The organism is Allobosea rubneri (assembly GCF_032464875.1).
In the GTDB taxonomy this organism is placed as follows: Bacteria; Pseudomonadota; Alphaproteobacteria; order Rhizobiales; family Beijerinckiaceae; genus Allobosea; species Allobosea rubneri.
Genome location: NZ_JAWDID010000015.1, coordinates 18128 through 32867 on the forward strand (window position 1 = coordinate 18128; position 14740 = coordinate 32867).

A 14740-nucleotide genomic window follows, 5' to 3' on the forward strand; every position below is an offset into this window, starting at 1 on the left:
CGTCAGCCGGTGTTGTCGTCGGCCTCGGTTTTGTCCGATCCAGCCTTGGCCACCTGCTTCAGGCGCGGCGCATTCTCCTCCGGCTTGCTGGGCACCACCTTCTCGGGCACGCCGCCGAAGCCATAGACCTGCATCGGCTTGTCGCGGCCCTTGATCGCGATCTTGTAGGAGGTGATGCCGGGGAAGCTGCGGCCGGTCGCGGCCACCGTCTCGGCCGAGACGATGATGTCGGAGAGCAGCCGACGCGTCGCCGCCTCGAGCTGGCTGGCGATCATCACCGTCTCTCCGACCGTGATCTCGCGACGCCCCATGCTCTCGTTCTCGACCGCCCCCATGATCGCCTGACCGCCATGGATGCCGATGCCGATGCGAAGCGGCAACGGCAGCGCGGTCGCATATTCGCGGTTGAGCGCCTCGACCGCCCGCAGCATGTCGCCGGCGGCGGCGATCGCCGCGGATGCGGCCCGGCCGGGCGTGGCATCGAGGCCGAATACGGCCATCAGCCCGTCGCCATAGATCGCCTCGATGCGCCCGCCATGGGCGGCGATCGCCTGGGACATCTCGTCGTAGAAGCGGTTGAGCAATGTCAGCAGCTCCCGCGGAAGCTGCCGCTCCGACAGGGCCGTGAAGGCGCGCAAATCCGCGACCATCACGGTGAGCCCCTTCCTGGCGATGCCGGAATCCGGGTCCAGCGCCCCGGAAGGCCCGGCGCCGCGCTGCCTTGCGGCCAGCAGGATCTGGACCTGGAGATCGTGCTTCGGCCGGATCTGGCAGGCAAGGCGGACATTCTCCCCGGCCGAGATGCGGCGCAGCAGCCTCGCCTCGTTCGGCCCGGGCGGTGGCAGGTCGGCGGCCCCGTCCAGCACCAGGACGCGACAGGTCGCGCAGCGGGCGCGACCGCCGCACAGCGCCGCATGCGGGATGCCGAAACGCCGGAAGATCTCGAGCAGGGTGAAGCCGGGCACCACCTTGCGCACGCCATGGCCGACAAAGCGCACGGTGATCGCGCCGACCGCCCGCGCCCTCACCTCGCGGATCGCGACGAACAGCACGAACGCACCGACCAGGCCGAAGAAGGCGCGCTTCGCCCAGGTGACATGCAGGTTGAAGGAATCGACCTGCTGAGCCGTGCTCAGCTCCGGCGGCAATGCCATGAGCCGCGCCTCTCGGCCTGCGACTGCGAAGCCGATCAGGGCCAGCAGCGGCACCAGAATGGCGGCGAGCAGGAACGGGTCGCGCCAGCGCGCATAGCTGTCGCGGGAGCGGAAGGTGAAGTGCAGCCCGATCACGCCATGCGTCCAGACCAGCAGCAGAAGCAGGCTCTGCGACAGTGCGAGATTCGGCCAGAGCCGGCGCAGCACGGCGTGATAGCTCTCGTCCTGCATGAACAGGGTGCCCTGCACCCGCGTCGCGACGATATGGTCGATCAGGAGCAGCGGGATCGCAACGCCGAGCGCGATCTGCAGAACCTCGCGCATCGGCATCCGGAAGGTCCGGCGCTGCGCCACGCGCAGCAGGGCGAAGACGGGATGGACGATCAGCGCGCCATAGAGCAGCACCGAGCCGATCTTGCTCTCCCAGAAGCCGTGGCGCCAGAGCTGCATCGCCTCCATGGCAGGAATGCCGAAGATCCCGACCGCGTGATTGAGGAAATGCGTGGTCGCGAACAGCATCAGGACGCAGCCGGAGGCGAAGCGGACGTCGCGGCTCCAGGAATTGACCTGCTCGAGGCCGGAGGCGCCGGCCCGGCCCCCCGGTAGGGATGGACCCGAATTCGGAATCGAGCTCATCTGTGCCCTCGCGAGATCACTGCGTCTTCTCGCCGCGCAGGACGGCACCGGCGACCCGGTACAGCCGCGAGGCGAGGTCGCGCGACAGCGCCACCGCAAATTCGGGAATGCTGTCGAGCAGCTCGAAGAACAGTTCGCGCGGCAGCCGCAGCATCGAGACATCCGTTTTGGCGGTGATCCGGCCGACCGTCGGCTCGTTGCAGAGCAGCGGCACGTCGCCGAGGAGGCTTCCGGTCGCCAGCCGGAACGAATGCGCCTCGCCGCTCGCCCGCGGGTGCGAGATCTCGATCTCGCCGTCGAGGATGCAATAGACCTCCTGCGGCCTCTGACCTTCTTCGCTGATCAGGGCCCCTGCCGGGAAATGCCGCCGCTCCCCCATCAGCGCCAGCAGCTTGAGACGCGATGCCGGCAGGCTCCGAAACAGCGGAACCGCCTTCAGGCAGCTGATATCGCTCTCGAGCGTCATGTTCTCGCCTCGATCCGCTCGGCGCCATCCACCGGCGGCAGCGCAGTGTCCTCGTCGCCCTCGCTTTCGGCCTCGTCCGCACCGGGAACCAGCCCGGCGGGCCCGCGAAAGACCACCTTCTCTGAGATATCGGCAGCCAGTTGCGGGTCGGTCAAGAGCACGAACAACGTCTGTTCCCGGCAATGGGCGACGATGCGCGAGACCAGCGTGGCCGGATCGTTGCTCACCGCCAGGAAGCCGTCGAGATCGAGCACCAATATGTCGGGCCGCTTGATCAGCGCCTGGGCCAGCGGCACCATCAACCGCAGCCGCAGCGGCAGATGGCGGCCGCGCGGTCCGACATCGGTATCGAGCCCAAGCCGATAAGCGGCCGCGTCGAGCCCGGCTCGCGTCAGGGCGCTGCGCACGATCTCGGCCACTTTCTCCCCGGCGTCGGCACCGAAGCCGAGACGTCCGAAGAACAGGTTGTCGCGTACGCTGGCGCCGTGGATGACATCGTCGGGATCGTAGAACTCGACCTCCTCGCTGCTCTCCGGCGGCAGATAGGTCTTGAAGGTCTGGCGGGCACGCAGGATGCGACGCTGCAAGGCTCCGTCCAGCAGGTTCAGCCGGTGCTTCGGCTCGATATAGCGCAGCGCGAGCCCCATCACCTCGCGCTGCGTCATCGGGTCGAGCGGTCCGCGCATGTCGTGCCGGCGCAGGGCCTCGGCGAGCTCGTTCAGCTTCTCGAGGTCGAGGTCGCCGTCGAAGCCGTAGCGCGCGAACAGCGTCTGGCCATGCGCCATGCCCGCGAAGATCTCGAACAGGGTGTTGACGATGCGGGTGCCGATCTCCGCCAGAGGCTCCTCGAGCGCTTCCGCCTGCAGCACCGAGCGCGCATAGGGATCGTCGAGCAGGAGCTCCGCCGGGCGGCGGCCATTGCGCACGGCGCCGAAGACAAGGTTCTCCGCGATCGTCGCATTGGCGTTGTAGCGCTCGGGATCGAACGTCTCGATCAACCCACCGAGGTTCGACTTGGCGAGTTCCGCCGAGACCACCTGGCGCGCCTCGATGATGCGCTCGGCGGCGCCCTCCGGCAGCGGCGCGTTCACCTTGGCGTCGAGCCCGAGCTCGTAGATTTCCTCGGAGCAGCCGAGCATTTCAAGCACGGCGAGCACATGGGCCTCCAGCGCCTCGGCCCCGTCGAGCCCGACGCCTTCATAGTCGTTCCAGTCGGCAGAGAAGGGCAGCGGCGTATTGCCGGCGCGCAGGGCCTCGATGAAGCGGCGATGCTCGGCCGGATCGATCGCCCGGTCCGGGATCGACGGGCGGCGGCGCTTCAGCGGCAAAAGCACATTGTCGCGCAGACGGCCATTGATGATCTCGGTGTCGGGCCCGGCATAGCCGATGAGATGGCTGGCGCTCTCGACGCTGAAACTGCTGAGCGGGTGACCGTCGATGAGCACGCGCCCCTCATAGCCCATGCTCTGGCGGCCGAGAATGCGCGCCAGCGTGTCGCGCCCGCTGCCGGCCGGGCCGATCAGGGCGACGCAGCTGGGACGCGGGATCGCGAAGGAGAGTGGCAGCAATAGCGGCTGGCCGCGATTATCGGACATCTCGACCTTGTCGAGTTCGATCTCGCCCTGCTTCGGCAGGCTGGCGACCCCGTCCTTCTCCTCGAGTTCGAGCGTCTCGCGCGGGTTGAACTGCGCGATCACCTGCTCGTACTTGATCATCACGTCGTTGCGCTGCTGATCCCAGTCGATCAGTTCCTTCACCGGCGGCGGCAGGTCCCGATAGGCCGCGATCACGGCGACGAGCTGGCCGATGTCGAGCCGCCCTTGCAGCGCGAAGAAGCCGCCGATCGCATAGAAGAAGAACGGCGTAATCTGCGCCAGCAGGTTGTTCAGGAACTTGACCGCGAATTTGCGCTTGTAGAGGGCGTAGCGGATGTCGAACAGCGTGCCGAGCCTGCCGGCGATATCGGACTGGACATAGGAAGCCGCGCCATGGCCCTGGATGGTCGGGCCGGCATCGACGATCTCGCCGATCCGCCCGGCAAGCTGGCGCGAGGCGATCTGGCGCTCGCGGCCGAGGCGCAGCTGCTCGCGGCGCAGGATCGGGATGATCACCGCCTGCATCAGCACGATCAAGAGCGCGATCGAACCGAGCCAGACGCTCTGCATCATGATGAAGACGAGCGCGGTCAGGGCCTGGCTCAAAAGGAAGGCCGGCTGGATGAAGGCGTCGCCGACGAAGGCGCCGATCGGCTCGACCTCGTCCTTGATCATGCTCGCGACTTCGGCCGGCTTGGCCGCGCGGATGTCCTCGGGCCGGAAGCGCATCAGCTGGGCAAACAGATCGTAGCGCATGCGCCGCAGCATGCGTTCGCCGAGAATGCCCTTGCGCACGTTGATGGCGTATTTGAAGCCGCCATTGATCAGCACGAGCACGAGGAAATACAGGCTCAGCGTCAGCAACAGACCGTACTGGCTGACCTGGAACCCGTCGAAGAGCTGGAAGCTGCCGCCACCCAGGAACTCCGGCAGATGCAGCGTCCAGTCGAAGACGGTCACGCTCGTCCGGCCGTCCCTGAAGGCTCCGCCCTGGATCGCATCGTTGACGATACGCTTGGGGACGTCGAACGATGCCCAGTTGAAGGGTATCGAGACGAGGATGATCAGCAGGACGATGATCTGCTCGGCGCGGCTCTTCTGCCAGACATAACGGAAGAGGCTTGTCTCCAAGGGGCGATCCCGTTCTCAGGCCTCGGGCGCCGGGATTCGGGACCGGCGCAGGGCCCCATATGTGGGCAGTTCCCGCCGCCGCGCAATGCGCGCCCGCCCGGCGTCGGGACTCGACAAGCACCGGTATTTCAAGTTCGGTCGCTGCGGAAGCCCCGGCCTGCGCGTCGGGACAGTTGGTCACGGTGACCTTGCGCAAGAGCGACGTTGCGCGGACGTCATCGAAACGGAAGAATGTCCCGCGGGCGTAACGAGGCGGGTTCGGACGCCGGCAACGCATGCGCTGCATCGTCGGAGTGGCGTCTGCGGCGCCTGCATGGCCGGGTACACGGCTCGGCAACCAAACAGGGGATACGGCGTTCGCCGCTCATGAACATTCTCGAGATCAACGACCTGCGCATCGGCTTCACCGTCCACGGCCTCGCTCGCGATGTCGTGAAGGGCGTTTCCTTCCGGATTCCCGCCGGCAAGACGGTGGCTCTCGTCGGCGAATCCGGCTCCGGCAAATCGGTGATCTCGCAGGCGATCATGGGACTTCTGCCGCGGGCGGGCGGCGTCACCGGCGGCGAGATTCTGTTCCGCGATCCGGAGGCCCCGGTCGCGCCGATCGACATCGCCTCGTTGCCGTCCGAGGGCAAGGAGATCCGGGAGCTGCGCGGCGGGCGGATCGGCATGATCTTCCAGGAGCCGATGTCCTCGCTCTCGCCGGTCCACACCATCGGCAACCAAATCGAGGAGGCCCTGCTCCTGCACCGGCCGATGCCGAAGCCGCAGGCGCGCGAGCTGATCACCGCGATGCTGAAGCGCGTCGGCTTCAAGGACCCGGTGCGCGCCTATAGCTTCTACCCGTTCGAGCTCTCGGGCGGCCTGCGCCAGCGCGCCATGCTCGCCATGGCCCTGATCTGCGAGCCGGCCCTGCTGATCGCCGACGAGCCGACGACCGCGCTCGACGTCACCATCCAGGCCCAGGTCCTCGACCTGATGCGCGAATTGCAGGCCGAGATGGGCATGGCGATCCTGCTGATCACCCATGATCTCGGCGTCGTCGCCAACATGGCCGACGAGGTCGTGGTGATCTACCATGGCGAGATCATGGAAAGCGGCACCGCCGAGGACATCTTCCGCCGCCCGCAGCACCCCTATCTCAAGGCGCTGCTCAACGCCTCGCCGCATTTCGACATGCAGGAGGGCGAGCGGCTTGTGGCGCTGCGGGAGGCGCGCCCGCGCGCGCCGGCAACGCCGAAGCAGGAGCCGCCGCGCCGCGCCGGCGCGCAGGAAGAACCGCTGCTGGCCGTGCGCCATCTGCGCAAGACCTACACCACCGGTTCGACCCGCTTCTTCGGAAAGTCCACGAAATCGACCGTGCTGGCGGTCGACGATGTCAGCTTCGACATCAGGCGCGGTGAGTGCCTCGGCCTCGTCGGCGAGAGCGGCTGCGGCAAGACCACGGTCAGCAAGCTGATCATGCGCGCGGTCACCGCCGATTCGGGCGAGGTCTGGTTCGACGACGGCAGCCGGCGCATCGACGTACTCGGCCTGAAGGGCGAGGAGCTGCGCAACTTCCGCACGCGGATCCAGATGATCTTCCAGGACCCGGTCTCCTCGCTCTCGCCGCGGATGACCGTGATGAACATCCTGCGCGAGCCGCTCGCCATTCATGACCGCGGCGAAGGCGCCGAGCAGAAGGCGCGGGTCAAGGCACTGATGGAGGATGTCGGGCTCGACGCACGCTTCCTCAACCGCTACCCACATTCCTTCTCCGGCGGGCAGCGCCAGCGCATCGGCATCGCCCGGGCGCTCGCCCTCGATCCCGAGTTGATCATCTGCGATGAGCCGGTCTCGGCGCTCGACGTCTCGGTCCAGGCCCAGGTCCTCAACCTGCTCAAGGACCTGCAGGCCGAGCGCGGGCTGACCTTCCTGTTCATCTCGCACAATCTCGCCGTGGTGAACTATATGGCCGACCGCATCGCGGTGATGGCCAATGGCCGCATCGTCGAGCTCGCGCCGCGCCACATCCTGTTCACCGCGCCGGTGCACCCCTACACCAAGGCCCTGCTGAAATCGGTGCCCTTCGCCGATCTCGACCGCAAGCTCGACTTCAAGCTGGCGGCGCCCGGCGGCGCCTCCGACATGCGCCACTGGCCCGCCTGCTTCAGGCCGGAGGACGATGGCGAGCGGCTCGCCCATCTCGATCTCGGCTCCGGCCATCTCGTGCTCGCCCGCCAGGGCGCAGACGTCAGGGAGCTGGCGTGATGACCACCCGGCGCGAAACCCTCCTGATGCTCGCCGCGCTGGCGGCGCAGAACCTCCCGTTCGCCGGCTCCGCCCAGGCCGAGGGCTTCATCGACAGCCCCGCCCTCGCCGCGCAGGTCGCGGCCGGAAAACTGCCGCCGATCGAACAGCGCCTGCCGGCAAATCCGCGGGTCATCGATGTCGGCGCGATGGGGCGCGAGCCCGGCCGGCACGGCGGCACGCTGCGCGTGCTGATGGGCGACCAGCGCGACATCCGCATGATGACGATCTACGGCTACACCCGGCTGGTCGTCTACGACGACAAGCTCGAGCTCGTGCCCGACCTGCTCGAGGCCATCGAGGTCGAGCGCGGCCGGGTCTTCACCCTGCGGCTGCGGGCCGGCCATCGCTGGTCGGACGGGCACCCGTTCACGGCCGAGGATTTCCGCTACTGGTGGGAGGATGTCGCCAACAACAAGCGGCTCTCGCCGGGGGGGCCGCCGCAGGCCATGGTCATCGCCGAGGAGAAGGCGACCTTCGAGGTCCTCGACCCGCTGACCGTGCGCTATTCCTGGTCGAAGCCGAACCCGGTCTTCCTGCCGGCGCTGGCCGGAGCGCAGCCGCTCTACATCGCGATGCCCGCCCATTACCTGCGGCAGTTCCACCATCGCTATGCCGACAAGGAAGCGCTGGCGCAGAAGGTGCGCGAGATCCGCGTCAAGGACTGGGGCGCGCTGCACGAGCGGTTCTCCCGCCAGTACCGACCGGAGAATCCCGACCTGCCGACGCTCGACCCCTGGCGCAACACCACGCCGATCCCGGCCGAGCAGTTCGTCTTCGCCCGCAATCCCTTCTTCCACCGCGTCGACGAGAACGGACGCCAGCTGCCCTATATCGACGCGGTGACGATGACGATCGGCACCGCCTCGCTGATCCCGGCCAAGACCGCGGCCGGCGAGAGCGACCTGCAGGCGCGCTATCTGCGCTTCGACAACTACACCTTCCTCAAGGAAGCCTCGAAGCGGATGAACTTCGACGTCAGGTTGTGGAAGCGCGCCGAAGGCGCCTATTTCGCCCTGATGCCGAATTTCAACGCCGTCGATCCCGCCTGGCGCGCGCTCAATCACGATCTGCGCTGGCGCCGCGCGCTCTCGCTCTCGATCAACCGCAAGGACGTCAACCGCGTCATCTTCTTCGGCCTCGCCAAGGAGAGCGGCAACACCGCCTTGCCGGAGAGCCCGCTGCACGATCGCGATCTCGCCGATATGTGGATGAAGCACGATGTCGCCGAGGCCAACCGCCTGCTCGACGAGATCGGGCTCGGCAAGCGCGATCTGGAGGGCATCAGGCTGTTTCCCGATGGCAGGCGCCTGGAGTTCACGATCGAGACCGCCGGCGCCTCGACCGAGGAGACCGACATCCTCGATCTGCTGAAGGAGGATTTCCGGGCCATCGGCCTGAAGATGCACCCGCGCTCCTCGCAGCTCGACGTCTTCCGCCGCCGCATCATCGCCGGCCAGACGGTGATGTCGGTCTGGACCGGCATGGACAATGCGCTGGTGGCAGCCGAGATGGAGCCGGACGCGCTGGCGCCGACCTCGTCGAGCCAGTTCAACTGGCCGCGCTGGGGCCAGTACTACGAATCCGGCGGGCGGGAGGGCGAGGCGCCCGATTTGCAGGCGGCCAATGAGCTGGTCCAGCTCTACATCGCCTGGCGCCAGTCAGCGACGCATGAGGAGCGCAAGGTGATCTGGCAGAGGATGCTCCGGATCAACGCCGAGCAGCTCTTCTCGATCGGCGTGGTCAATGCCACGCTGCAACCCGTCGTGGTTTCCAGGAACCTGCGCAACGTCCCGGAAAAGAGTCTCTACAGCTTCGAGCCCGGAGCCTTCTTCGGCCGCTCGCTGCCGGACACCTTCTGGTTCGCCGACGCGCCGGCAGCAAAGTGAGGGGCCCGAGGTCGTGCTGCTGAACTACATCTTCAAGCGCATCCTGGTGATGATCCCGACGCTGCTGATCACCAGCGCCCTGATCTTCACGGTGATCAACCTGCCTGAGGGCGACTATTTCGAGACCATGGTCGCCGAGATGCAGGCCCAGGGCGAGAAGGCCGATCTCAGCCGTGTCGAGTTCCTGAAGAAGGAGTACGGCTTCGACAAGCCACCGATCGAGCGCTACTTCTGGTGGGTCGCCGGCCTGCTGCGCGGCGACATGGGCTACTCCTTCGAATACCAGCTGCCGGTGCGCGACATCGTCGGCGACCGCCTGTTCCTGACCATGGTGGTGTCGTTCTTCACCATCATCTTCACCTGGGTGGTCGCCTTCCCGATCGGCATCTATTCGGCGACGCACCAGTACAGCTGGGGCGACTACGGGCTCAGCTTCATCGGCCTGATCGGCCTTGCCGTGCCGCACTTCCTGCTGGCGCTGATCTTCCTCTACTTCGCCAATGTCTGGTTCGGCACCTCGATCGGCGGGCTCGTCGACCCGCAATATCTCAACCAGCCGATGAGTTGGGCCAAGTTCAGATCGGTGCTGGAGCATCTCTGGATACCTGTGATCATCATCGGCGCCGGCGGCACCGCCGGGATGATCCGCTCGGTCCGCGCCAACCTGCTCGACGAGCTCCAGAAGCAGTACTACGTCACCGCCCGCGCCAAGGGCTTGCCGCCGGGCAAGGCGCTGCGCAAATACCCCCTGCGCATGTCGCTGAACTTCTTCATCTCCGATATCGGCGACATCCTGCCCTCGATCGTCTCCGGCGCCGAGATCGTCGCGATCGTGCTCTCGCTGCAGACCACGGGGCCACTGCTGATCCGGGCGCTGCAGAGCCAGGACATGTATCTCGCCGGCTCGTTCCTGATGTTCCTGTCTTTCCTGACGGTGATCGGTGTGCTGATCTCCGACATCGCGCTCGCGATCCTAGACCCACGCATCCGCCTGCAGGGAACGGCGACCAAGTGACCACATCGCCGCCCCCCGCCTCCGAGCCCGCCACGCTGCCGCATCGCTGGTCGACCGCGCCGTTCGAGCCCTACGCCGTCGAGAAGATGTCGCCGGAGCAGGAGCGCGTCTATCTCGCCTCGCAATTGCAGCTGATGTGGTGGAAGTTCCGCCGCCACAAGCTCGCGGTGATCTCCGGCGTCGTCATCCTCGTGATGTACACCTCGATCGTGATCTGCGAGTTCCTCGCGCCCTATCACTACACCACCCGCGATACCGACTTCATCCGGGCTCCGCCGCAGCGCGTGCACCTGTTCCACGAAGGCACGTTCCTCGGCCCCTTCGTCTATCCCTATACCCAGCGCCTCAACATGGAGAACCTGAAGCGCGAATACGACGTCGACACCACCCGGCCCCAGCAGATCCGCTTCTTCTGCCGCGGCGACGGCTATTATTTCTGGGGACTGGTGCCTGGCAATCTGCACCTGTTCTGCCCGCCGGAGGGCGGCACGCTCTTCCTGCTCGGCACCGACCGGCTCGGCCGCGACATGTTCTCGCGCATCCTCTATGGCGGGCGCATCTCGCTGACCATCGGCCTCCTCGGCGTCATGGTCTCCTTCGTGCTCGGCGTCATCATCGGCGGCATTGCCGGCTATTACGGCGGCAAGGTCGATCTCTTCGTCCAGCGCCTGATCGAGATCGTGCAGTCGCTGCCGCATATCCCGCTCTGGCTGGCGCTGAGCGCGATCATGCCGGCCTCCTGGAGTCCGCTCCTGGTCTATTTCGGCATCACCCTGATCCTCGGCCTGATGGACTGGACCGGGCTGGCGCGCGCCGTGCGCTCAAAGCTGCTCTCGCTGCGCGAGGAGGACTACGTCGTCGCCGCCCAGCTGATGGGCGCCAAGCCTGCCCGCATCATCGGCCTGCACCTCGTGCCCGGTTTCATGAGCCATCTGATCGCCGCCGCGACGATCACCGTGCCGAAGACCATTCTCGGCGAGACCGCGCTCTCCTTCCTCGGCCTCGGCCTCAGGCCGCCTATCACCAGCTGGGGCGTGCTGCTCAACGAAGCCCAGAACATCAACGTTGTGGCCCTCTATCCCTGGCTGCTCTTTCCATGCGTGCCGGTGATCCTGATCATCCTCGCCTTCAATTTCCTCGGCGACGGCCTGCGCGACGCGGCCGATCCCTATCGCTGAGCGCGTGCCTCGGCCGGACTGCCTTCAAATGCCTGCCTTGAAGATCGCCTTCCACACGCCGCTCAACCGGTACGGCGACGGTGCCCTCTCCGGCGACCGGCGCATGGCCCGGCAGCTCGTCGCGCTGCTGGAGCGCCTCGGCCATCGCGTCGAGATCGTGCCGGCCGAGCGCAGCTTCATGCGCGAGCCTAACGAGGCCGAGCTCGCCGCCCATCAGGTGGCGGCGCGGGAGGTCATCGAGCGGCTTGCGCGAAGCTGGCAGGATCCGGCCACCCGGCCCGACCTGTTCTTCACCTATCATTGCCACTATCGCGCCCCGGACCTGATCGGCCCCGCACTGGTCGAGCGCTTCGCCCTGCCCTATCTCCTCGCCGAAGCCAGCGACGCCCCCAAGCGCTTCGAGGGCCCCTGGGCGACGGCGGCGGCACTGGCCCGTGACGCGATCCTGCTAGCCGATCTGCAGCTGTGCATGACGGCGCGCGATCGCGAGGGCCTCGCCAAGCTGCTCCCGGAGGACGTCCCGCTCATCGACCTGCCGCCCTTCCTGCTCGCCGATGGCGAGAGGCCGGTCCGGAGCGGCGTCGCGCGGGCAGCGGACGAGCCGGTTCGTCTCATCGTCGTCGCGATGATGCGCAAGGGGACCAAGGAGAACAGCTATTTCGCCCTGGCCCGCACCCTCGCAGGGATCTTCGACAAGCCCTGGACGCTGACCCTGATCGGCGACGGTGCCCAGCGCGCCGCCGTCGAGGCCGCCTTTGCCGGCTTTTCGCCGGAGCGCCTGCGCTGGCTCGGCCGGATCGGCAATGCCGAGACGAGGGCCGAGCTCGCCGAGCATGATCTCTTCGTCTGGCCCGGGCTCAATGAGGCCTATGGCCTGGTCTATCTGGAGGCCCAGGCCGCCGGCCTGCCAGTCGCGGCGCTCCATAGCGGCGGCGTGCCGGCGGTGGTCGAGCCCGGCCGGACCGGCCTTCTCGCCGCGGATCATGACGAAGCCGTCCTGGCCGATACGATCGCGACCCTGATCGAACAGCCCGTCTTGCGCGAACGCCTCGGCGCCGCCGCCAAGATTTTCGCCCGGCAGGAGCGCAATGGCGAGGCGGCCTGCGCCATACTTGGCGCCGCCCTGGAGACCGCGCTGCAGCGTCACCGCTCCCGCCATTGCGGAGCAAGCCGATGAGCACGCGCGCGGATTGGCCCGACCTTCTCGCCGAGCTCGACGCCTGGGCACTCGCCGGCCGACGCATCGCATTCTGGCTGCGCGACGACGATGCCGTCGCCCCGAGTGTCCAGCTCGACCGGCTCGCCGCGCTCGCCGAACGCTTCGGCGCGCCAGTGCTGCTGGCGACCATCCCGCTCCTCGCCGAGGAAGCACTGGCCCGGCGGCTCGAAAACGCGCCGCTGCTCTTCCCCTGCCAGCACGGCATCCGGCACGACAACCATGCGCCGGCGCCTCAGAAGAAGGCCGAGGTCGGCGGCCACCGGCCAGCGAAGCTCGTACTCTCAGACATCGCGCAGGGCTGGCAGCGTCTGCGCGAGCTGTTCGGCGCCCGCGCCCTGCCGGTCTTCGTGCCGCCCTGGAACCGGATCGATCCCGGCATCGCTGCTGCCCTGCCCGAAATCGGGCTCGCCGGCCTGTCCTGCTTCCGCAAGTTCAGCCTTGGCGGGCCGAGCGGCCCTGTGCTGGTCAACAGCGACGTCGACCTGATCGACTGGCATGGCGGCCGCGTCGGCCGCAGCGCCGAGGACCTGCTCGCCGAAATGCTCGCTCTGCTCGTCCAACGCCGCACGCAGACCGAGGGTGGGGCCCAATTCGGCCTGCTGCTTCACCATCGCGACCATGACGCGACGACCTGGGCCTTTCTCGAGAATCTGCTGGTCCGGATCGGCGGCCATGCCGCTATCGAATTTGTGCGGCCGCCGGTGCTTTTTGCGCTGCCGGTGGACTTGGAGCACGCCTCCGGCAGCGCTATGGTCGCCGGCAGTATCGGTGCGTTCTCCGTCCCCAGGAGGCCGTCTGACCCTCCAGCAGAGGACGCGACGCGGGATGTCCCTCAGCCTCATCGACGATAGCGGGACGCGTCGCCCGCCCGCCGGTCCCCATGCGCCGCGCGTTCTGATCTACAGCCACGACACCTTCGGACTCGGCCATATCCGCCGCTGCCGCGCGATCGCCAATTCGCTGGTCGCGAGCTACCCTCATATATCGGTGATCATCGTCTCCGGCTCGTCGGTGATCTCGAGCTTCCAGTTCGGCGACGGCGTCGACTATGTCCGCATTCCCGGCATCGAGAAGCAGAGCGATGGCCGCTACTTCCCGCATCACCTCAATCTCGACCTCGGCGACACGATCCGTCTGCGCACCGAGATCATCAAGCAGGTCGTGCTCTCCTTCGACCCCGATGTGGTGATCGTCGACAAGGAGCCGCTCGGCCTGCGTGGCGAGCTCGCGCCCTCGCTGGAGATCCTGCGCCGGCGCGGCGCGCGCATCGTCCTCGGCCTGCGCGACGTGCTCGACGAGCCCTGCAAGCTGAACGAGGAATGGCGCCTGAGCGGCGCGGTCGACGCCCTCGCCCATGTCTATGACGACATCTTCGTCTACGGGCTGGAGAGCGTCTACAACCCGCTGCTCGGCCTGCCGAACCAGCACCTTTTCGCCGACAAGGTGCGTTATACCGGCTACCTCAAGCGGGCCGTACCCTCGCCCATGCCGCCGAACCGGCATCCGCGCATCACCAAAGGGCCGTTCATTCTGGTGACACCGGGCGGCGGCGGCGATGGCGCCGGCGTCATCGACTGGGTGATTTCCGCCTATGAGGCCGATCCGACGATCGAACTGCCGGCGCTGATCGTCTTCGGCCCGTTCATGTCGCGCGAGAAGCGCAAGGAGTTCACCGACCGCATCGGCCGCCTGCCGAAGCTGGAGAGCATCGGCTTCGAGCCACGTCTCGAATTGCTGATGAACCGCGCGCACTGCGTCGTCGCCATGGGCGGCTACAATACGTTTTGCGAGATTCTCTCCTTCGACAAGCCGGCGCTGATCGTGCCGCGGGTCAAGCCGCGGCGGGAACAGGCGATCCGCGCCGAGCGCGCCGATAGCCTGCGCCTGATCGACGTGCTGCACGACCCCATGCAGAACGGCGACGGTCCGCGCGACCCGATGCAGATGGCCAAGGCCCTGCACGCGCTGCCGAAGCGCCTGCCACCATCCCAGGCCTATCTACCGGACCTGCTCGAAGGCTTGCCGGCGATCAGCCGGGCGCTCGCCGACGAGCTTTCGAGCCCTGTCCGCCGGCGTGCCCTGACGCAGAACGCGATGGCCGCCGGCTGAGCAGGTGAGCGCGGCCACGATCCGCGCCATCTGGCTGACACGGCAGCAGCAGCTCTGGG

At 67.2% G+C, this 14740-nt stretch carries 10 protein-coding genes; 7 read left to right on the forward strand and 3 right to left on the reverse strand.

Features of this window, described 5'->3' with window-relative positions; translation table 11 throughout:
• Nucleotides 1-2: 2 nt before the first annotated feature.
• From RKE40_RS11970 to RKE40_RS11980, 3 genes are read right to left on the reverse strand one after another with little or no spacing between them, the layout of a single operon-like run.
• The gene (locus RKE40_RS11970) at nucleotides 3-1790 is read right to left on the reverse strand and encodes an adenylate/guanylate cyclase domain-containing protein (protein ID WP_316018471.1); all 1788 of its coding nucleotides are present in this window, start codon (nucleotides 1788-1790) and stop codon (nucleotides 3-5) included.
• Between the two features lie 16 nt (nucleotides 1791-1806).
• Nucleotides 1807-2256, reverse strand: a complete 450-nt coding sequence (locus RKE40_RS11975; protein ID WP_316018472.1) for a Crp/Fnr family transcriptional regulator — start codon at nucleotides 2254-2256, stop codon at nucleotides 1807-1809.
• On the reverse strand, nucleotides 2253-4982 hold the full coding sequence (locus RKE40_RS11980) for an ABC transporter transmembrane domain-containing protein (RefSeq protein ID WP_316018473.1): 2730 nt from the start codon (nucleotides 4980-4982) through the stop codon (nucleotides 2253-2255). Before RKE40_RS11980 ends, RKE40_RS11975 begins: the two co-directional genes overlap by 4 nt.
• A 366-nt stretch (nucleotides 4983-5348) precedes the next feature.
• On the opposite strand from RKE40_RS11980, the gene RKE40_RS11985 reads away from it, so the two are divergent.
• The 7 genes from RKE40_RS11985 to RKE40_RS12015 are packed head-to-tail and all read left to right on the forward strand — an operon-like array spanning nucleotide 5349 to nucleotide 14681.
• Entirely contained in the window at nucleotides 5349-7232 is a 1884-nt protein-coding gene (locus tag RKE40_RS11985; RefSeq protein ID WP_316018474.1) for an ABC transporter ATP-binding protein, read from the forward strand.
• Complete coding sequence (locus tag RKE40_RS11990; protein ID WP_316018475.1) at nucleotides 7232-9160, forward strand: ABC transporter substrate-binding protein; 1929 nt, start codon at nucleotides 7232-7234, stop codon at nucleotides 9158-9160. Before RKE40_RS11985 ends, RKE40_RS11990 begins: the two co-directional genes overlap by 1 nt.
• A 16-nt stretch (nucleotides 9161-9176) precedes the next feature.
• Nucleotides 9177-10175, forward strand: coding sequence for an ABC transporter permease (locus RKE40_RS11995; protein WP_316018550.1), 999 nt, complete (start codon nucleotides 9177-9179; stop codon nucleotides 10173-10175).
• A complete protein-coding gene (locus tag RKE40_RS12000; RefSeq protein WP_316018476.1) occupies nucleotides 10172-11353 on the forward strand; it encodes an ABC transporter permease in 1182 nt (393 codons plus the stop codon). Before RKE40_RS11995 ends, RKE40_RS12000 begins: the two co-directional genes overlap by 4 nt.
• 28 nt (nucleotides 11354-11381) lie before the next feature.
• Nucleotides 11382-12530, forward strand: a complete 1149-nt coding sequence (locus tag RKE40_RS12005) for a glycosyltransferase family 4 protein (RefSeq protein ID WP_316018477.1) — start codon at nucleotides 11382-11384, stop codon at nucleotides 12528-12530.
• Nucleotides 12527-13423 (forward strand): polysaccharide deacetylase family protein, encoded by an 897-nt coding sequence (locus RKE40_RS12010; RefSeq protein ID WP_316018478.1) that lies wholly within the window; start codon nucleotides 12527-12529, stop codon nucleotides 13421-13423. The genes RKE40_RS12005 and RKE40_RS12010 overlap by 4 nt, the downstream gene beginning before the upstream one ends.
• Nucleotides 13398-14681, forward strand: coding sequence for a glycosyltransferase family protein (locus RKE40_RS12015; protein WP_316018479.1), 1284 nt, complete (start codon nucleotides 13398-13400; stop codon nucleotides 14679-14681). The genes RKE40_RS12010 and RKE40_RS12015 overlap by 26 nt, the downstream gene beginning before the upstream one ends.
• Nucleotides 14682-14740: the final 59 nt, after the last annotated feature.